At 61.8% G+C, this 19,878-nt stretch carries 15 protein-coding genes; 6 read left to right on the top strand and 9 right to left on the bottom strand.

The window, feature by feature from the left end; translation table 11 throughout:
• Positions 1-19: 19 nt before the first annotated feature.
• The 6 genes from IED13_RS05555 to gmd all read right to left on the bottom strand — a co-directional run bounded on the left by IED13_RS05555 (position 20) and on the right by gmd (position 10,066).
• Positions 20-1,267 carry a class I SAM-dependent methyltransferase gene (locus IED13_RS05555; protein ID WP_248312467.1) on the bottom strand — a complete coding sequence of 416 codons (1,248 nt, stop codon included), beginning with the start codon at positions 1,265-1,267 and terminating at the stop codon, positions 20-22.
• A gap of 117 nt (positions 1,268-1,384) precedes the next feature.
• Entirely contained in the window at positions 1,385-6,064 is a 4,680-nt protein-coding gene (locus IED13_RS05560; RefSeq protein ID WP_191123620.1) for an FkbM family methyltransferase, read from the bottom strand.
• Positions 6,061-7,302, bottom strand: coding sequence for an ABC transporter ATP-binding protein (locus tag IED13_RS05565; RefSeq protein ID WP_191123621.1), 1,242 nt, complete (start codon positions 7,300-7,302; stop codon positions 6,061-6,063). The genes IED13_RS05560 and IED13_RS05565 overlap by 4 nt, the downstream gene beginning before the upstream one ends.
• On the bottom strand, positions 7,299-8,084 hold the full coding sequence (locus IED13_RS05570; RefSeq protein ID WP_191123622.1) for an ABC transporter permease: 786 nt from the start codon (positions 8,082-8,084) through the stop codon (positions 7,299-7,301). Before IED13_RS05570 ends, IED13_RS05565 begins: the two co-directional genes overlap by 4 nt.
• A gap of 16 nt (positions 8,085-8,100) precedes the next feature.
• The gene (locus IED13_RS05575; protein ID WP_248312468.1) at positions 8,101-9,057 is read right to left on the bottom strand and encodes a GDP-mannose 4,6-dehydratase; all 957 of its coding nucleotides are present in this window, start codon (positions 9,055-9,057) and stop codon (positions 8,101-8,103) included.
• 19 nt (positions 9,058-9,076) lie between these two features.
• A complete protein-coding gene (gene gmd / locus IED13_RS05580; protein ID WP_191123624.1) occupies positions 9,077-10,066 on the bottom strand; it encodes a GDP-mannose 4,6-dehydratase in 990 nt (329 codons plus the stop codon).
• Between the two features lie 327 nt (positions 10,067-10,393).
• Here gmd and IED13_RS05585 point away from each other — a divergent pair, with 327 nt between their 5' ends.
• From IED13_RS05585 to IED13_RS05605, 5 genes are all read left to right on the top strand, one after another.
• Entirely contained in the window at positions 10,394-11,806 is a 1,413-nt protein-coding gene (locus tag IED13_RS05585; RefSeq protein WP_191123625.1) for a mannose-1-phosphate guanylyltransferase/mannose-6-phosphate isomerase, read from the top strand.
• A gap of 93 nt (positions 11,807-11,899) precedes the next feature.
• Positions 11,900-12,355, top strand: a complete 456-nt coding sequence (locus IED13_RS05590; RefSeq protein ID WP_191123626.1) for a phosphohexomutase domain-containing protein — start codon at positions 11,900-11,902, stop codon at positions 12,353-12,355.
• A 1-nt stretch (position 12,356) separates the two neighbouring features.
• The gene (locus IED13_RS29405) at positions 12,357-12,611 is read left to right on the top strand and encodes a hypothetical protein (RefSeq protein WP_248312469.1); all 255 of its coding nucleotides are present in this window, start codon (positions 12,357-12,359) and stop codon (positions 12,609-12,611) included.
• A gap of 688 nt (positions 12,612-13,299) precedes the next feature.
• Positions 13,300-14,964: a GMC family oxidoreductase gene (locus IED13_RS05600; protein ID WP_191123627.1), complete on the top strand. Its 1,665-nt coding sequence runs from the start codon at positions 13,300-13,302 to the stop codon at positions 14,962-14,964.
• A 74-nt stretch (positions 14,965-15,038) separates the two neighbouring features.
• Positions 15,039-15,566, top strand: coding sequence for a hypothetical protein (locus IED13_RS05605; RefSeq protein ID WP_191123628.1), 528 nt, complete (start codon positions 15,039-15,041; stop codon positions 15,564-15,566).
• Between the two features lie 4 nt (positions 15,567-15,570).
• Here the strand turns inward: IED13_RS05605 and IED13_RS05610 are convergent, their stop codons facing one another.
• The 3 genes from IED13_RS05610 to cobD form a co-directional block, all read right to left on the bottom strand.
• Positions 15,571-16,785, bottom strand: a complete 1,215-nt coding sequence (locus IED13_RS05610) for an MFS transporter (protein WP_191123629.1) — start codon at positions 16,783-16,785, stop codon at positions 15,571-15,573.
• Between the two features lie 13 nt (positions 16,786-16,798).
• A complete protein-coding gene (locus tag IED13_RS05615) occupies positions 16,799-17,770 on the bottom strand; it encodes a D-2-hydroxyacid dehydrogenase (protein WP_191123630.1) in 972 nt (323 codons plus the stop codon).
• 84 nt (positions 17,771-17,854) lie between these two features.
• A complete protein-coding gene (cobD, locus tag IED13_RS05620) occupies positions 17,855-18,898 on the bottom strand; it encodes a threonine-phosphate decarboxylase CobD (RefSeq protein ID WP_191123631.1) in 1,044 nt (347 codons plus the stop codon).
• Here cobD and cbiB point away from each other — a divergent pair.
• The gene (gene cbiB, locus IED13_RS05625) at positions 18,897-19,874 is read left to right on the top strand and encodes an adenosylcobinamide-phosphate synthase CbiB (protein WP_191123632.1); all 978 of its coding nucleotides are present in this window, start codon (positions 18,897-18,899) and stop codon (positions 19,872-19,874) included. The genes cobD and cbiB overlap by 2 nt on opposite strands.
• Positions 19,875-19,878 lie beyond the last annotated feature (4 nt).

Consider the following 19,878-nt stretch of genomic DNA (forward strand, 5'->3'; position numbering starts at 1 on the left):
GAAAGGGCTTCAGATTGCGTCAGACGATCTCGATCTCGGGGAATGGAAAGATCATCTTCCCGCCTTGATCGAGAAATTTCTGCTCACGGCGAAGGATCCCATCTTTGAAATGCCAAGGTAGGACGAGGAAATAATCAGGATTCATTTTTCGCGCATCGGCTTCCGAAATAATCGGAATGTTGGTTCCCGGCGTAAAACGGCCAAATTTCTCCGGATTGACCTCGGCAATTGCCGGGATGTGCTTTTCGGTCAGACCGCAAAATTGGAGAACCACATTACCTTTCGTGGATGCGCCATAGCCCAGCACGGTCTTGCCATCCGCGACAAGCCCGTCCAGCAAGCGCACGAGATCGGCCCGGTGCCGGAAGACGCGTTCCTCGAATTCCCGATACGGTCTCGGGGTCGCGAGTCCCATCCGCTCCTCCTGCTCGAGCAGCCAGGAGATGACAGCTTGGTTTGCTGCGCGCGAACTGGCCGCTTTTGCGACCGTCACAGCAAAGCTGCCGCCGTTGACTCCATTCATCTGCACGTCGATGATCTTCAGACCCGCCTTACGTACGATCTCCTGCACAGCACCGAGCGAATAGTACTCGAGGTGCTCATGGCAAATCGTATCGTACGAGCAAAGCCGGAGCATCGACGGCATATAACTTTGCTCAAAGTGCCACAGCCCGTCCGGCGCGAGGACCTGCTCGATCTGCTGGGCAAAACCGACGGGATCCTCGAGGTCATAGAACATCGCAATGGACGAAACGAGCCGCGCCCGCTCGTTCGAGACCTTAGAGAAGTTCTCGGCGGAGAAGAAGTCCGGGACAAGTTTAATGTCGTCGGGGTAAAATGATCGGAATTTTTCTCCCGTGGGATCAATCCCGATTCGCTTGAGGCCAGACGTCGAGTAGGCTTTGAGGGTCGTGCAGTCGTTTGAGCCGATATCGAGAACCGTATCGCCTGGCTTCAGATCAGCCGAGAGTTCGAGATGACGAACCTTGCGCGTCAGATGGTCGACCATCGATTGATTCAGACCGGAGCGATAGCCGTAATTGTCCCCGTACATCTCGCCGGGATCGTACGAATGGGCGAGTTGAAGGAGGCCGCTGTCGGGGCACCAGACGAGCTCGAGAGGCCCGTTCGTAACTCGCTCCCCAGCCTTAGCTGGAAACACTCCTGTCAATTCCTGGTGACCCAAGTTCAGGACAGGCACTAAATTCCGGCTACCGCTCAGACGACAGCGTTCAATCTTTCTGTACCCAGCTTCGTTCATCATCATCCACCAATCGCGCGAGAAACACGGCGAGCTCTAGCACTTGCGGTGCTATATACAGAGGGTACTACGGTCGCAACTGCAACATGGCTGTTGCGGTTGCTGTGCTCAGGCGTCCAACCTCTATCGAGCTGACATACTCGGAAAAACCTCATCGACGCGGCGTGTGGCGAGCGGGTGCCTTGCGAGATGTGCCTTCTCGTAGACCGCACGCATTTCTGCGCCAGCGTCGGCGAATTCGGGCAATGCGCTGAACCGGCGCACCACTCGCGCCAGATCGATGAACGCCGCGTTACCCTCCGAATCCTGCTCAAATATTTGTCGAAAGAAAGCCACGACGGACGGAAGCGTATGACGTCGCCAGCGATTAATGTCGTCGGGGGAGACACCCCGGCGTTCGGCGACGTCATAGACCTCTGGTATCCGCTCAAGGATCCAGAGCGGCGCGTATCGCATCCACGAGACATTCATATTGACGACGACCTGTGGCGAGCCCAGCCAGACGCCCTTTTCTTCCATCATGTGATGGAGCACATAATACGTTGTCGGAATGCATGTCAGCATCGTGGAGAACGGACGCCCGCTCGTATTTTGTGAATAAGCGCCAATCGCGTGATCACGCCGAAGGACCAACGTGTAGATCGCCGTGAAGAAATTCTCGTTACGCGCACAGATATCCCGGATCGGTCCAACGAGATCGGGCTCAGGCGGCACGATGGGAGTTGCATCGTGGAAGAAGCTCTCAAAATCTGCAATCTGCCGCGCATCTTCCAGGCGCGTGAAGGAATAATTGAGATAAATTAACCCGACGCCGGGATTAGCGTCGATGGATTGAAGCACTCTTTCGATCGAACCTGGCAAGAGCAGATCGTCGTCCCCGAGAATCCAGATGTGGCTGCCGTGCGCAGCGTGTGCGGTTTCACGCAGATTGCCGAGCATCCCAACATTGACCGGATTGCGGCGATAAACGAAATCGGACCGATCAAGATAAGATTTCACGACCTCCGGAGTATGGTCTGTCGAGGCGTTATCGCAAACGAAAAGCTCGACGCCTTGTATTGGCTCTGGATAGAGTCGCGCCCAGTTCCGCAAGCTCACAGCCAGCCATTCGGCTCGATTATAGGTGCTGATGCATACAGACAGCTTCGGGCGAGGTACCAGGTGCATGTCATCAGCCCGGCGCAAGATATCGTCCGCTGTTGGCAACTTTGCCGCCGGTAACCTTGGAGCCAAATGCTGCAGCTGACTTTGCACGTCCTTGGCGTATTCGCGCCAGGATCTGAAAGGCCGGCTCACGGCCTCCGACGACAGGGCTAGCAGTCGCTCCGGATTATTCGCCAGTTCAAGGATGGCCTCGGCCAAGGCATTGCCATTCCGGACGTCGACCATAAGGCACCCACCGCCTTCGGCAACTTCTGCCATTGCCCCAAAATCGGCGCAGATCGAAGGTTTCCCGTACCAAAGGCTCTCGAGAATCGGTAGTCCGAACCCTTCTTCCAACGAGGGGTAAGCCGTGAAATCGCACGCCCGGTGCAGGTCGTTCAAACGTGCGTCGTCGGCATTGTCCTCCCAAACGATATTGTTATTCTCCCCCAAAATTGTCTCTATCCGCTCCGCGAGCCTGGGCTCTGTCCTCCGCCCTGCGATCACAAGCCGCAGTTCGCGTCGCGAGCGACGGGTCGCTAAGATGAAGGCCTCAAGCAGAACAAGATGGTTCTTGCGCGGCTCAATCGTGCCGACACATAGTATTGTAATAGGTCCATCCGCTTTCACGGCACTAGGCCGTCGGGTGCGCGGACTTTCAGGGAACTCACCTGGCAAGACGGCCGGTAAAATTTCCACACCGGACGGATCCTGAAGCCTTCCCTCTGCTTTATAGAAAGCAAATAGCTCTTTTGTACTATAATTTGATATTGGCATTACCAAATCGAAATCGTAAATCCAGTTCATGTATCGTCTGTGAGCGCCCGATACCGGTTCTGAATAAAAATCGCGATAAACATCCTTCATTTTCCAAGGAATATTATCATAGAATACGGCTGCGGTCTTTAGTTTGTAGCGTGTAGTGGCAGCTTTTAGATCCGACTGCTGGCGAGCAGTCAGGTTAACTGGCAACTCGGCCATTATGAAGAATCCGTTCGCGCCTACTGCCGCGGGCGGAATCCATTCGCTCCACATTTCGGGCGAGGGGCCGTTCCATTGAGCAAGATGAAGCAAATCCTCAAGCGTCGCCGAAGCTAGCCCAGTTCCGTCGCTGTTGAACTTGACAGGAACGAGGCGATTTCCGTTCTGCATCAGTTCGCGCGCCAACTGCCTCACGACGCGCTGGATGCCGGTATTCTTAGCAAATGCTACCGTACCATCCACCCAGTAGTAGAATATCGGGCCGGTGGCGCACCACGCCGAATCTCGAATAGATCGTGCATAATCCTTCCATTCGATCATGGCGCGGGCGCACGCTTCCGAGGCCAAGCGCTGACGCAGATCATCATCCTCGATCAGCCGTTGCAGCGCTTGAAGGAGAGCGGCCTCGTCGTTCATGTCAATGGTAAGACAGCCACCGCCCTCCGCCACCTCCCCCATCGAGCCGAAATCGGCACATAGGCAGGGCTTGCCGAACCACAAGCTTTCCAGGATGGGCAGGCCGAAACCCTCCTCCAAGGAAGGGAATACTGTAAAGGCAGCACGTTCAAACAGGTCACGGAGTTCTTTGTCCGGGATTGCCGGACGATGGCTGATCTCTGCGACGGCAGCGCAAGCCTCTTGCACCTCCTGGGTGACGAGCGGGTGCAGGTTTCCGACCAGGACCAGCCGCCAGTCGCTGCCGGGATGATCGCGCAGATAAGTCCGGAAAGCGCGGATGAGGGCCAGTTGGTTCTTGCGAGGCTCTAGAGTCCCGACGGCGAGAATCAGTTTTTCGGTGACCGCCGCTGGCGCGGTCGCCCTTGCCCAGTCGAGCGCTCCCGCCAGATGCAGTGGCAACACCTTTGGCATCGTGTCGGGCGTTGCATTTTCTCCCGCAGCCCAGAAGGCCACGAGATCGTCGGTAGCCCAGCGCGAGATCGGCCAAACGATATCTGCCAGGCGGAGCGCCTGCATGTAGGCGGCGTGAGCCGGCGCCATATGGGCGAATTCGCCGCGCCGCAGCGGAATGGCATCGTAGAAGACAAAGCCGACACCGATTCCTGCACCTCGCGCCCAAATAATCAGCTCAAGCGTCGCAGGCATGCGCTGAAAGGTGATATGCGGCACCTCTGGCACGATCAGCCAGTCGCCGAATCTCGGCACGACGGGAACCGGCGCTTCACCCGACGACGGATAGCCCTCGCGCTCCTCATCTGTGATCGACGGGCCGTTCCATTTCGCGAATTCTTGCAGTTCGCCCTGATCTATCAGTACACAAGCAGACAGGTTCGGATCCCATTTCACATAGCGAACCCGCTGGCCCAAACGGGTCAAGCCGCTCGCGATGCCCCGCACCGTTCGCTGCACGCCGGTGTTCGTTGCACAAGCGACCGTATGGTCGACGAATAGATAGATGGTGGCCTCGTCGGCCGGCGCCACGAACGGGCTCATCAAAGTGGCTGATGCAACATTGGTCGCGCCGCGCAAGCCGAAATCGAGCGAAAGCGCCCGCTCGTTCCGTATCGCCGTCATGAGCCGTTCCTTCAGGCGGGGAAAACGCCGAAAGACGCGCCCAACGACAGGGCGAAGCCACGGATTGCCGACGATGGCATCAAAGCATCGCATCAACCACCGCCGGGAGAGACGGCGCGGCCGGCTGCCGGGAGCGAAGCTCGCCCAAGCCACTCCGCCGCGCAGCAGCGTGCGCGCGACAATGGCCAATCGCCGCAGCGGCGCCGTCAGACGCCAGGACGTACTCTTGTAGAGCGCTGCGATGCGTGCTTCTGCTGCATCAAGTTGCGACTGCAGCGCGGTACCGCGTGCTTCTGCTCCCTTGAGCCGTGACTGAAAGTCCTGCACCGAGCGCTGGAGCTCTCCCTGTTTCGCGACAGCATCCGCGAGCTGCCGGTCCCGCCCAACCACTGCGAGGTTGAGGTTCTGAATTTCAGCCGCCCGGCTCGCAAGCTGCGCTTGGACACCTCTGGCGAAAGGAGAAAGATCCCCGACAACGAAATCGTCGAGGAAATTCGGCCCTAGGTCGAATTTCTTCAGCAGTTCACGGTGAGTGTCGATGACATAGAATCTGTTCAACCCATCGAAATAAGCAAACTGGTAGCCCCGCTTGATAAGATGTTTTTCCCAGCCAAGAGTCTCGACGGTCGTGTCTGTCGGCGAAACGCTCTCGAGAACGATGATCCAAGGGCGCGCCTTTGACGTCCCCCAGCTCTCGATAACATCCTCCTCCATGCCCTCGACGTCGATTTTGAGCCAGTGGATGTCCCGTCCGTCGAATTTGTCAAAGATCGTCGCCAATGTGATCGATTTGACGTGGATCTCTTCGATCGGAAAGCCCGCTCTTTCACGTTCTTTGGCGATAACTTGGTCAGCTGTACTCATCCCGGTATCGCGGATGCTGTAAAACGGTACCATACCATCGCGTAGACCAACGATCGCCTGAATCACTTCTTCATCTGGCCGTGCCTCGCGCAGGCGATCAGCAAACTCTGGCACCGGTTCGACATGCACGCCACGCCAGCCACGCTCATAAAACGCAAGGCTAACGGAATCGGCGACAGGGTCGTTCGCGCCGATATCGATATAGGTCCCCGCCTGTACGTGCCCCAGCGCGCGCATAAGGATCACGTCTTCCAGATTCTGAGCGTAGGATGTGAACGTCATGCCTGCAGCCGTTTGATGTCGAAGCTGCCATCAAGGAAGCAGGTTCCGATAAAGAAGTGCTCGTCGACGTTAATGACGTCGAAGATGATGGCGTTGTCGCTCCACTCATAATTGTTTTCGAGATGCGTATCGGAGCTCACCAGCGCAGGAGAAAATGAATAGGAACCAGGACCGAGTCGGCAGGTGAAGCGCAGCTCGAATTCGATCGTTTCTCCCGCCGTCACGCCTGAGACAGTCTGCTTCGTGTGCCAGGTATTCGTGCCCCAAACCACGTGTCCCGTACGGTCACGGATCATATATCCAAGCACTAGGGTCGGGATATCACTTTCTGCCTTCGCTCGCAGCCGCAATAAAAGCTTCTGCCCGACCCGCGCCACCGCCACAGGCTCACGCGACTGCGCATCGAGCAGCTCGAGGGCTGCGGCCTTTACCTCGAACGTCCCGGACCGGGTGCTAACCCAACCACTTTGCACACGTTTCTGCTCGACGGTGAGCTTTGCGTTTTCCTTCTCCGCAATCATCGCATTGTAGTAATCCGCAACCTCGTCCGGCGGGCCGTCCTTCAGAGCGCGCCCTTTGTCAAGCAGCAACACCCGGTCGCAAAGCGCGCGCACGTCGCCCATGCTGTGCGAGACGAAGAGGATCGCGGTCCCCTGGTCCTTGAACTGGCGGATCCGGTCGAAGCTCTTGTGCTGAAAATAGCTGTCGCCGACCGAGAGCACCTCGTCGACGATCAAGATCTCGGGCCGCATTGCAGTCGCCAGCGAGAAGGCAAGCCGTGCTTGCATGCCCGACGAGTAAACGCGCAAGGGCTGGTCGAAGAAATCGCCGAGCTCAGCGAAATCCTCGAGATCAGGGAGAAAGGCCGCTATCTCATGCTGGGAAAATCCCATTAGCCCGCCCGCCTGGAAGACGTTCTCACGCCCGGTGAATTCAGGATTAAAGCCGAGCCCCAGTTCCAGGATGGCGCTGATCCGGCCGTTGACCGCCACGATCCCCTCGGTCGGCCGCAATGTGCCCGTAATCAGCTTGAGCAGCGTGCTCTTGCCGGCGCCGTTTTGTCCGATCAGGGCCAACGCCTCGCCTGTCCTGAGCTCGAAGCTAATGTCGCGGGCTGCCCAATATTCCTTGTCCGGATGCGTGGGGGCTCCAAACCAGCTCGCAAAGCGCAGCAGATTGCTCCGATAGCTCGTGAAGGCCTTGCCGAGTCGTTCAACTGAGAGGACGACGCGGCTCATAGCACATCAACCAGTTCGGCGCTGGCGCGGCGAAAGAGAAGGAAGGACATGGCGAACAGCGTGAGCGCGAGCACGGCCGGAAGCGCGAGCGTCGACAGGTCCGGCCAACGATTGAACAGCAGGGCGTTCTGATAGATTCCGGCAAGCGCCGTCATCGGATTGAGGTCGAGCAGCCAGCGCAGATGTGCAGGGAGGATGTCGCGCATGTAGACGATCGGCGTCAGCCAGAACCAGATTTGCAACAGGACCGCGACGACCTGGCCGACATCCCGAGAAAAGACATGGAAGATCCCAAGCATCATGCCGAGACCGAAAGCAAGCATCGAGATCAACGCGATGCCGAGGACGACCGAAAGCCATGCCCAGCTCGGAAAATGTCCGAAGAAAGCGAAGACCACGACCACGGACAGCAGGAGCAGCACATGGTTGACCAGCGCGCCGCCCCAAACGATGATCGGTAAGCACAGGCGCGGGAACGAAATCTTCTTTAACGTGCCCGCATAGTCGACGAACACCGAGAGGCAACGGTTCAGGATCTCGCTGAACAGACCCCAGGCCGCCATGCCCGACATGAGGTAGATCGGATAAGCGCCCTTCACGTCAACGCCGCCGAGCTTGGAGCCGAGAACTTCGGAGAGGATCACCGCAAAGATTGTCGCTTGCGCCAAGGGGTTCAGGACTGTCCACAAAAGCCCGAGACGCGAGCGCGCATAGCGTCCCTTGAGCTCACCGCGAATCGAGGCGGTGATGAAATGGCGGTACCGCCAGACTGCTAAAAACATTCGCGAACCCGTCAGGTTAAAGCTTGGCGATCCGCGCGCGCCAATCGTCCAGCACGGCCGAGACCATATCTTCGAAAGTATGTCGCGGCGACCACCCTAGCACTTCCTTTGCCCGGGCGGCATTACCGAGGATGCGTGGGAGATCGCTCGGTCGCATGCGCGCGGGATCATGGGCAACGTCGATCGTCACACGGCTGCGCGCCAGAAGACACTCGAGTATGGCGCCAATGCGGCGCGGCGTGCCAGAGGCGATGTTGAAGATCGCTCCCGGTTCGAGCGATCCGGCCTGCTGGGCGGCTAAGGCATAGGCGTCAGCCACATCCCGGACGTCCAGAAAATCCCGCTCGGCATCGAGGTTGCCGACCTGGAGCACGGGCGGCGCAAGGCCGGCTTCGATCCTAGCGATCTGCATCGCGAAGGCAGGCAGCACGAAGGCCTCGCTCTGACCTGGACCGGAATGGTTGAACGGTCGTAGGCGGATACATTTCAGCCCGCGCTGCACCATCGCTCCAAGGGCGAGATCGGCAGCGGCCTTGCTCGCGGAATAACTATCGATTGGGGCCAGCAGCGCATCCTCGCCTAAGGGCTCGCCCGACTTGGCGCTGTTGCCATAGATCATGCCCGTGCCGATATGCAGTAGCCAACAGCTGGGTACATGCGTGAGGATAGCCTCGCTCAGATTAAGCGCACTGCCGAGATGCGCGTCCCAGGCCAAGCGCAGATCTGTGTCTACTGCCGCTGGAGAAGCGATCCCGGCGAGATGGATTACATGAGTGGGTGCGTAGCGTTCGAGCGCCTGCCGGACTGCGGCGCGGTCCTGGACGTTCAATGCCTCGACATATCCATGGACAGGATGATGCCCCGACGTCTTTGACGTCGCGATGACCTCAATGTCTCGACCGCAGGCGCGGGTCAGCGCCGGCGGTAGATACGAGCCGACAAAGCCAGCCGCACCGGTTATCAGGAGCCGCATCGCCGCCAGCATCCTGCTGTTACAAATGCGTATGTTGTTTCAATCGTTCTAGGTCGGCCTCAACCATCTCGGTGACGAGTTGCTCAAGATTGGTCTCGGCCGTCCATCCCAACGCCTCCGTGGCCTTGGTAGGATTGCCCAGCAGCACCTCGACTTCCGCGGGGCGCAGATAGCGCGGGTCGACTACAACATGGTCATCCATGTTAAGGCCGACATAACCGAAGGCCAGCTCACAGAACTCGCGGACCGAAACGGTTCGCCCGGTGGCAACAACATAATCGTCTGGCTTGTCTTGCTGCAGCATCAACCACATCGCTTTGACGTAGTCGCGAGCATGCCCCCAATCGCGTTTGGCGTCGAGATTGCCGAGCGCGAGTTCATTGCGTAGGCCCAACTTAATCCGCGCGACACCATCTGTGATCTTGCGAGTGACAAACTCGATGCCTCGCAACGGAGACTCATGGTTAAAGAGAATGCCGCTTGATGCGTGCAGTCCAAAGCTCTCACGGTAATTTACCGTCATCCAATGCGCATAGAGCTTTGCCACGGCGTAGGGCGAGCGTGGATAGAACGGAGTTTTCTCTGACTGTATGGGTTCCTGAATCAGTCCATACATCTCTGAAGACGACGCCTGATAAAATCGCGCAGTCGGACAAACCAAACGGACAGCCTCGAGCATGTTGCCTGCGCCCAGACCCGTAACCGTTCCGGTGAGCAGCGGTTGTTGCCAAGACGACTTCACGAAAGATTGGGCGGCCAGATTATAAATTTCATCCGGGCGAATCTCGGTTAGCGTGCGAATCAACCCGGACAAGTCAGTCAGATTGCCGTCATGCAGAATGACCTGATCAGCTATACCAAGCCAAGTTAGGCGGCTATTCACCACATCGGCCGATGCGCTGCGCCGCAGCAGACCGTGGACTTCATAGCCCTTCGATAGCAAAAATTGTGAAAGATAGGCGCCGTCCTGTCCGGTGACACCGGTGATTAGCGCTCGTCTTGCTGTCATGTCCTGAACGGGCTCCGCGTCCAATTATGCGTCTTGAGTGGTTCATTTTCTCTGGCCACGCTCTGCAGCCAAAGTCAACAAGCTGAGGCACTCCGCGAAGGGGCCCCACGAAACGGCAGCTCCGTCCGCCCGCATTCGGCAGCAGTGGCTCCTTACGACGCCGACCCAAAGGGGCGTCCACCAGACAAATTTCACGACGTCTGGAACGGTGCAGTTCGCACCACAGGGTTTCCTCATCAGTTTACACCGCACGGCTCGCCGCAGTTCGGCCAGGCTTGTGCAGCTTCCATAGACTTACTAGAGAACCGGCATCAGGAGTGCGCAAATATGGTTTCAAAGCTAATCCCAGTCGTAATGTGTGGGGGCGCGGGAACGCGTCTATGGCCAGTCTCACGTGATACGATGCCGAAGCAGTTCATTCCGCTGCTGGGACAGGATTCAACTTTCCAACGGGCCATTCGGCTATTGGCGAACTCGACCGTCTTCGCAGAGCCAATCGTGATCACCAATGCCGAGTACCGTTTCACAGTTCTCGAGCAGTTGCAGGCGGTTGGAATATCGGCACAGGTCGTACTGGAGCCAATGCGCCGTGATTCTGCGGCCGCGGTGGCCGTGGCGACAGAATTCGCGCTTGCGCGTGACCCTAATGCTATTGTTGGCGTCTTTGCCGCCGATCACATCGTTCAGGATAGCGTGCTTTTTGTCGAGACCTGCCGTAAGGCCGGGGTTGTTGCGGCACAAGGCAAGATCGTGACGATCGGTATCCCGCCCAATTACCCAGCGACTGGGTACGGATATATCCAGCCGGGGAAGGAGATCTCCAGCGGAGTGCGACAGGTCGCAGCGTTCGTCGAGAAGCCAGATGCGGAGCGCGCCGCACAATATTTGCTGAACGGCTTCCTATGGAATTCCGGCAACTTCATCTTCGATGCGACAACAATGCGCGCCGAGTTGGAGGCCTTCGAGCCACATGTGCTGGAACCCGTGATGATAGCCGTCGCTGAAGCTAAACCCGATCTGGATTTTTTATTGCTTGATGCCAAGGCATTCGACCAGGCCAAGACAATTTCAATTGACTATGCCGTGATGGAGCGAACGAAAAAGGCTGCGGTGATTACCGGCAATTTCGGCTGGTCGGATGTTGGCGGTTGGTCGGCAGTCTGGGATCTTTCAGAGAAGGACACCAACGGCAACGCCGTCGAAGGACGTGGCTATGTGCTGGATGGATCGAATAATCTCGTCCGTTCTGAAGACACCCTAGTTGCCGTGATCGGCCTCGATGACATTGCTGTGATCTCGACGCGTGATGCCGTGTTGGTGGCGCCGAAGGCTAAGGCCGACAAGGTTAAGGACATGGTCACGCTGATCACGTCCAAAGGCGAGGCCGAAGCCGGTGTCCATCGCGAAATCCAGCGCCCCTGGGGCAAATATCTCTCAGTCGATATGGGGGCTCGCTATCAGGTGAAGCGTATCACCGTAAAGCCGGGGGGCATTCTTTCTCTACAGAAGCACTATCATCGTGCCGAACACTGGATCGTGGTGCGCGGCACGGCGGAAGTGACGCGCAATGATGCGACCATCGTCGTGCACGAGACCGAATCGATCTATCTGCCGATCGGATGCGTTCATCGCCTGGCCAACCCGGGTAAGATTCCGCTAGAATTGATTGAAGTTCAAGTTGGGTCATATCTCGGCGAAGATGACATTATCCGAATTGAAGATGTATATCGACGGAGTTGAATAGCATAAAATTTCTGCATATCTTTTATTTTATGATGATCGTCTCTCTATCTATCAAATAAGAAGAGCCAGGGTCGACCATGGACGTTAGACATGAGCAGTCCAAAATTCGAAACCTCCGGCTTGCGCGGCCTCGTCGATGAACTCGCCGGCGTCCCGACCTACACTTATGTTCGGCCCTTTCGCGCCGTTCTGCGCGAGGACGAGGCAATGATTCCCGACGACGAGGTTCTCATCGGACGCGACTTACGTGCTTCGAGTCCGCTCATTGCCTCTCAGTGCGCGCATGCGATCGCCGATGCCGGTCTCGTTCCAGTCGATTGCGGCGCACTTCCTACGCCGGCGCTGGCTCTGACCGCAATGAGGAGAGGCAGCCCAGCGATCATCGTCACGGGCAGTCATATCCCCGACGATCGAAACGGGCTGAAGTTCTATCGCGCCACGGGAGAAATCGACAAGGCGGATGAGGTTCGTATCCTCATGCTGCAGGCCACGCTTGCCACCGCTGGCTATCGGCGATCCGCAAAGTCCGGATCTGCTGAGTGCTGAGGTGATCGACGTGGCTGTCTTCATCCCGAACAGTTTCGCCGCATCAAAGCGACCATGCCCAGCAACGATCTCGCCATTCACCGCCGCCACGATCGGCGACACGAAGCCGAACGTCGTGATGCTCTCGACAATCAGATGGATCTGCTTCTTCGAGTGCGTCCGCACGTTGCGCACCGACGGCACCGACTCTGACAGCTCCCTCTCGCTCACCTGCGGCGCAAAGCACGCCGCAACGCGTTTGAGCCGAGATCCTTGATCGCGGGCTGGACGCGCTGACGAGCGCGCTCCGGAGACTTGGATGAGAGGATATTAAGATCGTTCCCTTTTCAAGGAGACGACCAGAACAAGGCACTCACAGCAAATCACGACCTGTCCAGCCCAGCTGGAAGGCCTCCACCTTGCCTAACGAGGGCTGCTCACTCAGAGGTGAAATGCCTCAATCAGGAGTGCCGGACACAATCTGATCGGTCTCGGCCATTGCCCGTGAATCACGAACTTCCCACTGCTAACGCACACGAGCATCCTGTAAAGGACCGTAGCCCTCCAATAGGAACATATGAACACAGTCTTTGTCAGCTCGGCCACCGCCTGCTACGTCTTGCCGTCAAACTCGACAACCTCTGCAGGCTTTCGCGGCAACACCGACATCTCTAATCGAGCCGCCAGCAATCCCTACTCACCGCAGGCAAATTCCCTGCTCGAAAAAACACGCTACCGACGAAGATCGCCATTCCTACAAGCGCTTAGGCCACAGAAGACGTGGGTTCGATCCTCCTAGCAGCTCAAAGATCCCAGATAATTCCCTGCTACCAGGGAATTTGGAGCGAAGGTGGACATCAACGAATGGCGCATTTCTGCGCGCTGTCGCCCCATACCGAGCTATGCCAAATTGCTGATCGGCCACCGGCGATCGGTGGTCTCTTGATCGTCCTACCGGATACGCCATGCCCGATACGCCTTCGACCGACCGCCGCCTGATCGGCACTTTCGACTATGTCGTCATCGGTGCGGGCTCGGCTGGCTGCGTCGTCGCCAACCGGCTGGCGGCCGATCCGGATAGGAAAGTCATGGTGCTGGAGGCCGGCGGCAAGGATGACTGGATCTGGTTCCACATTCCGGTCGGCTATCTCTTCGCCATCGGCCATCCGCGCGCCGACTGGATGTTCCAGACCGAGCCGCAAGCGGGGCTCGGCGGCCGGGTGCTGGCCTATCCGCGCGGCAAGGTCGTCGGCGGCTCGTCGGCGATCAACGCCATGGTCTATATGCGCGGCCAGGCGGCCGATTACGATGGCTGGCGCCAGCGCGGCCTCTCCGGCTGGGGCTGGGACGATGTGCTGCCCTATTTCCTCAGACATGAGGACCATATCGCGCCGCCGCCCGGCGGGCTGCACAGGGCCGGCGGGGAATGGCGCGTCGAGCATCCGCGGGTGCGCTGGGCGATTCTCGACGCCATCCGCGACGCGGCCGAGGCGGCCGGCATCGCCAAGATCCCGGATTTCAACACCGGCGACAATGAAGGCTCCTCCTATTTCCAGGTGAACCAGCGGCGCGGACGGCGGCTGAGCGCCTTCAACGCCTTTCTGAGGCCGCTGCTCGACCAGCGTGACCGCAGCAATCTGCGGCTGGAGACGCGGGTGCATGTCGAGCGCATCGTCTTCGAGGAGGGCCGCGCGACCGCCGTCGAATTCACCCATGGCGCGGGTACGCCGAGCGCGGAGAAGCTCAGGGTGGAGGTGCGCGGCGAGGTGGTGCTGTCGGCCGGCGCCGTCGCCTCCCCGCTCCTGCTCGAACGCTCCGGCATCGGCGGCGGCGCCCATCTCCAGTCGCTCGGGATCGAGACGCGGGTCGATGCGCCCGGCGTCGGCGCGAACCTGCAGGACCATCTGCAGATCCGGCCGGTCTACAAGGTCCATGGCGTCAAGACGCTGAACAGCGACTATGCGAGGCTCTGGCGCCGGCCGCTGATGGCGCTGGAATGGGCGGCGCTGCGCACCGGCCCCCTGACCATGGCGCCCTCGCAGGTCGGCGCCTTCGCCAAATCCTCGCCGGACTACGCGACGGCGAACCTGCAATATCATTTCCAGCCGCTGTCGCTGGATAGCTGGGGATCGGGCCTGCATCCCTTCGACGCCTTCACGGCGAGCGTCTGCAATCTCAGGCCGTCGAGCCGGGGCAGCGTGCATCTGCGTTCGGCCGATCCCTATGACGGACCGGTCATTTCCCCGAACTATCTCGATACGGAGGAGGATCGGCAGGTCGCGATCGATGCGCTGAAGCTGACGCGGCGGATCGTGGCGCAGGCGCCGCTCGCCCGCTTCCGGCCGGAGGAATATCTGCCGGGCGCGGCCGCCGATTCCGACGCGGCGCTGCTGGAGGCCGCCGGCAAGCTCGGCACGACGATCTTCCATCCCGTCGGCACGGCGAAGATGGGCCGCGCCGACGATCCCCTCGCCGTGCTGGACGAAAGGCTCAAGGTGCGCGGCGTGAGCGGGCTGCGCGTCATCGATGCCTCGGTGATGCCGGCCATCACCTCGGGCAACACCGCCAACCCGACCATGATGATCGCCGAGAAGGGCGCGGCGATGCTCAAGGAGGATGCGCGCCGCTGAGCGGGGCATGTCCCGGATGCGCCGCGCCGCAGGCTTTGAAACGCCATCAATTCAGGCTTATGAATCCGGCTGCGATGTCCGATCCGTTTTCGCCTCCGCCCGCCCCGAAGCGCGGCCCGCTCAAGCGCGGGCTGCTCGCGGTGCTGCGCGCGATCCTCGTCGTCTTCATCGTCCTCGACGAGCTGCTGCGGCCGCTCTACCGGCCGCTGATCCGCCGGCTTGCCGATTTGCGCATCGTGCAAAAGCTCGAGGAGAGGGTCGCCGCCCTGCCGCGCCCGCTCGTGCTGTTGGCGCTGGCGATCCCCTTCGCGATCGCCGAACCGCTGAAGATTTTCGGCCTGCTGCTGTTCGCGCGCGGCCAGTTCTGGCCCGGGCTCGTCGTGACCGCCTTCGCGCATCTAATGAGCTTCGTCCTGGTCGAGCGCATCTATGAGGCCGGGCGCGAGAAGCTGCTGAGCTATCGCTGGTTCGCCTGGATCATGGCGCAGGTGGTGCGGGTGCGCGACACCGTGCTCGGCTGGGTCAGGGAAACCTCGGCCTATGGCTTCGCCATGCGGACGCGCGACGCCGCGCGCCGGTGGTGGCGCACCATGCTGGCCTGAAGGGTTACGCCGCGCGGCTGCGGGCGAGCACGAAGAGGGCCGCCGCCGCCAGGGCGGACAGCACGATCAGCACCAGCGTCGAGACCGTCACGCCGCCGCGTTCCAGCGCGATGGCGAAGACGAGCGGCGCCGCCGCCTTGATGACGAGGCCGGGCGCCGCGAGCTTGCCCATCGTCGCACCGAAGCCGACCGGCCCGAAAAGCTGGAGCGGCACCGTGCCGCGCACGATCGAGCCCAGCCCCATGCTGATGCCGAAGGCGACGGCGAAGAGACCGGCGACCGCCGGCAATGCGCCCCCGATCAACAGGAGCGCGAGGCCGAGCGGCATCAGGCAGGCGGAGACCCAGGCCGTGGTCACCGGCGGCACAGCCTTCCCGAACAGCATCTCAACGAGGCGCCCCGCAACCTGGGACGGCCCGAGCATCGTGCCGATGCCCACCGCCACGGCCGCGCTAAGCCCGAAACCGCGCAGCAGCGCCAGCAGATGCACGGCCATGGCGGAGACGACGAAGCCCTGCAACGAGAAGGCGAGCGCCAGCAGCAGGAAAGCGCGACGGCGCGCCTCGCCCCCGAGATAGGCCGGCGCCGCGATCGCGCCGGCATCGTCCGGGATCGCCGCAGGCTGGGCGGCCGCACGGCGGACCCGGCCGGGCAGGAAGGCGAGATGCAGCGGCGCGCAGATGACGAGCTGCGACAGGCCGTAGAGCCGGTAGACGCCGCGCCAGTCGAGGATGGCGAGCAGGGTGCTGGTCAGAGGCCAGAACAGGGTCGAGGCGAAGCCGGCGATCAGGGTGAGCTGGCTGATCGCGCGGCGTGCCCGGTCGCCACGCGCCTGACTCAGCGCCGTGAAGGCGGCATCGTAGAACACCGCGGTCGTGACCGCCTGGAGCACCACCATCGCCGCGACATAGCTGACGATGCCGCGCACCTCGGCGAGCGCCATCAGAGAAAGCCCGGCCAGGACGGAACCCAGCGTCATCACCAGCCGGGTGCCGTAGCGGTCGATCAGGCTCCCCGTCACCGGCGCGACCGCGCCGCCCAGCAGCAGGCCGACGGCGAAACCGCCGAAGGTCCATTCCGGCGCCCAGCCGAATTCGGCGCTGATGCGCGGCGCGAGCACGGTGAAGGCGTAATAGAGCGCGCCATAGCCGAAGATCTGGGTGACGCCGAGCGCGGGGATCAGCGCCGGCCCGCCCGACCGGAAGAGATGCGGCGGCACGCCGCGATCCTCCCTAGACGACCTGGTTGCGCAGGCTCTGCTCGCCGCGCGCCAGCCTGTCGAGATTGTCGAGGAGCATGTCGACGACATTGCGCTCGTAGAGCCGCGTCTCGCCGGCGCTGTGGGGGGTGACGATCACCTGCGGCAGGCGCCAGAAGGGCGAGGCGGCCGGCAGGGGCTCCTCATGGAAGCAGTCGAGCCCGGCGCCGGCGATCTGGCCGCCGGCCAACGCGCCGAGCAGGGCCGCCTCGTCGACGACCTTGCCGCGCGCGACATTGACGAGGAAGGCCGAAGGCTTCATCGCACCGAGGATGCGCACATCGATCAGCCCCTCGGTCTCAGGCGTGAGCGGGCAGGTCAGGGCGACGAAATCGGCCTCCGCCACGACCTCGGCGAGACGGTCGGGCTTGACGATCGCATGGACATGCGGATGCGCCTCCGGATTGCGGCGCACGCCGATGACGCGCATGTCGAAGGCGCAGGCCAGCTTCGCGAGTCTCAGGCCGATGCGGCCGAGGCCGACGATCACCAGCGTCTTGCCGCCGAGCTCGTCCTCGCGCCGGGCACGGTCGCCGATCATCGGGCGCCAGCGCTGCGCCATCTGGTTGTCGCGGGCGAAATGAATCTGGCGCGCCAGAGCCAGGATCAGCGAGATCGCATGCTCGGCGACGGCGCGCTCATTGCTGCCCTGGGCGCTCGCGAGCCGGACCCCGGCCGCCGCCAGCGCCGCCTTGTCGAACTGGTCGGTGCCGGCACTCACCGACTGGATGAAACGCAGTTTCGGCAGGCGCGGCAGGATGTCGTTGCGCCAGAGGCCCGAGACGACCAGGACATCGGCTTCCGGCGCCCGCTCGCGCAGATCGTCGAGGGTGCGCACCTCGAAATGCTTCGCGCCGCGTCCGCGCGTCAGGAACTCGTCCTGCAACTGATAGGCGGCGTGGGCGAAGCCGATCGTCAGCTCGCTCTCCGCTGGCAACAACGTCATCTGTGCACTTCCTCCCGAATCCGCATTTTGGGCGACGTTAGACGGCGCGCCGGCCGCTGTCCCCGCGCCCACCGCATGCAAGCTTCACGCTGACGGCGATGCCTGCCGGACATCGGCGGCCAGCGCCTGCTGCAAGCGCGACCACGCAGCCTCATCGCCCGGCAGACCGAAGCGCAAACGATCCGGCGCATTCTGGAAGCGGCGAACATAGATTCCGTGGCGGCCGAGGCGGGCGAAGAGTGCTGGTGCTGCCGGCGTTTCGAGCAGACGGAACAGGCTCGTGCCGCCGACGATGCGGCCACGCGGCGCGAGCAGCTCATCGAGGCGCGCAGCGTCCCGCGCCCGCGCTTCACCGGCATCGGCGAGCCAGGCGGCATCCGCCAAGGCCTGCGCGCCGAGATGCAGAGCCGGGCCGGCGACCGACCAGGGCCCGAGCGCCACCGCGAGCTGTGCCGTCAGATCGGGCGCACCAATGGCGAAGCCGAGGCGCAGACCAGCTAGGCCATAGGTCTTGCCGAAGGAGCGCAGTACCACCACACTGGCTGGCAGATCCGGCATGATGCTCGTCTCCGGCGTGAAGTCTGCAAAGGCTTCGTCGACGACGAGCAAGCCGCCGCGGGCAGCGCAGCGCGCCGCAAGCTCCGCGATTTCCGCCCGCGAGAGCAGCCGCCCGTCAGGGTTGTTGGGATTGACCACGACGAGGGTCGCCGCCGCCTCTTCGGGCCTTGCCGCCTCGGTGACGACATAGCCTGCCTTGCGCCAGGCATGGGCATGCTCGGCATAGGTCGGCCCGAGGATGGCGACGGGCCCTGCTGGCGCCAGACGGGGCAGCAATTCGATCAGGATCTGCGTGCCGGGCGCGGCGACGATGCCGGCATCGCCCGGCACCCTATAGGCAGCGCGGGCCGCGGCGAGGAGCGCGGCCTCGTCATCGGCGCCCGGCAGGCGCGTCCACAGGCTTAACGGCAGCTCCGGAAGCGGATAGGGGATCGGATTGATCCCGGTGGAGAGATCGATCCAGGGCCCGGGCGCATCCGGAAAGAGCGCGCGGGCCGTGGCGAGATCACCGCCATGCCAGATGCCGTCCTCAGCCAAGTCTCCAGCCCCAATCGCGCCCGCGCTCCGCATGAACCTCTCCGCCAGCCTGCCGCTGCTCGTGCTTGCCCTCGCGATCGAGGCGGCCTTCGGCTATCCCTCGCGCTTCTATGCCGCAATCGGCCATCCCGTCACCTGGATCGGACGATGGATCGGCATGCTTGATCGAGTGCTGAACCGCGAGGCCGCCTCCTTCGCCACGCGCAAGGCCATGGGCGCGCTGGCGCTGGCCCTGCTGCTCGCCGTCATCATCGCCTTGTCCGCACTGGCCCAGCGCCTGTGTCTCTCCTTCGGACTGCTCGGCCTGATCCCGCTCGCGCTCCTCGCCTCGACGCTGATTGCCCAACGCAGCCTCCACGAACATGTCGCCAGTGTTGCCGAAGGGCTGGAGCGCGAGGGGCTGGACGGCGGCCGTCGAGCCGTCGCGATGATCGTCGGGCGCAATCCGCAGACGCTGGACGAGGCAGGCGTGGCGCGCGCCGCGATCGAGAGCCTCGCCGAGAATTTTTCCGACGGCATCGTCGCGCCGGCTTTCTGGCTCGGCGCGGGCGGATTGCCGGGCATCGCCGCCTACAAGGCGATCAACACCGCCGATTCGATGATCGGCCACCGCACGCCGCGCCATCTCGCCTTCGGCTGGGCGGCGGCGCGGCTGGACGACCTCGTCAACCTGCCCGCTTCGCGGCTGACGGCGCTGCTGCTGGTGGCCTCCGCCGCTCTCGACCGGACAGCCGATGCCCGCAATGCCTGGCGGGCCGTGCGGCACGACGCGGGCAAGCATCGCTCGCCCAATGCCGGCTGGCCGGAGGCGGCCATGGCCGGCGCGCTGGGCCGGCGCCTCGCCGGCCCGCGCGTCTATGGCGAAACCCGCGTCGAGGACCACTGGATGGGCGATGGCAGGGCCGAAGCGAATGCGACCGATATCAGGCGAGCGCTGCGGCTCTACCGCCGCTCCTGCGGCCTGCTCTGGGGGCTGGCGGCGCTGCTCGCGGCAACAGCCATCCTGTGACCGC

This window comes from Allobosea spartocytisi (assembly GCF_014764685.1).
GTDB classification, from domain to species: domain Bacteria; phylum Pseudomonadota; class Alphaproteobacteria; order Rhizobiales; family Beijerinckiaceae; genus Allobosea; species Allobosea spartocytisi.

Excerpts from the sequence above, each read along its gene's own strand:
- IED13_RS05565 (WP_191123621.1), bottom strand. The coding sequence starts at position 7,302 with ATGAGCCGCGTCGTCCTCTCAGTTGAACGACTCGGCAAGGCCTTCACG.
- IED13_RS05555 (WP_248312467.1), bottom strand. The coding sequence starts at position 1,267 with ATGATGATGAACGAAGCTGGGTACAGAAAGATTGAACGCTGTCGTCTG.
- IED13_RS05600 (WP_191123627.1), top strand. The coding sequence starts at position 13,300 with ATGCCCGATACGCCTTCGACCGACCGCCGCCTGATCGGCACTTTCGAC.
- IED13_RS05615 (WP_191123630.1), bottom strand. The coding sequence starts at position 17,770 with ATGACGTTGTTGCCAGCGGAGAGCGAGCTGACGATCGGCTTCGCCCAC.
- IED13_RS05585 (WP_191123625.1), top strand. The coding sequence starts at position 10,394 with ATGGTTTCAAAGCTAATCCCAGTCGTAATGTGTGGGGGCGCGGGAACG.
- IED13_RS05605 (WP_191123628.1), top strand. The coding sequence starts at position 15,039 with ATGTCCGATCCGTTTTCGCCTCCGCCCGCCCCGAAGCGCGGCCCGCTC.
- IED13_RS05560 (WP_191123620.1), bottom strand. The coding sequence starts at position 6,064 with ATGACGTTCACATCCTACGCTCAGAATCTGGAAGACGTGATCCTTATG.
- gmd (WP_191123624.1), bottom strand. The coding sequence starts at position 10,066 with ATGACAGCAAGACGAGCGCTAATCACCGGTGTCACCGGACAGGACGGC.
- IED13_RS05590 (WP_191123626.1), top strand. The coding sequence starts at position 11,900 with ATGAGCAGTCCAAAATTCGAAACCTCCGGCTTGCGCGGCCTCGTCGAT.
- IED13_RS05575 (WP_248312468.1), bottom strand. The coding sequence starts at position 9,057 with ATGCGGCTCCTGATAACCGGTGCGGCTGGCTTTGTCGGCTCGTATCTA.
- IED13_RS05570 (WP_191123622.1), bottom strand. The coding sequence starts at position 8,084 with ATGTTTTTAGCAGTCTGGCGGTACCGCCATTTCATCACCGCCTCGATT.
- cobD (WP_191123631.1), bottom strand. The coding sequence starts at position 18,898 with ATGCGGAGCGCGGGCGCGATTGGGGCTGGAGACTTGGCTGAGGACGGC.
- cbiB (WP_191123632.1), top strand. The coding sequence starts at position 18,897 with ATGAACCTCTCCGCCAGCCTGCCGCTGCTCGTGCTTGCCCTCGCGATC.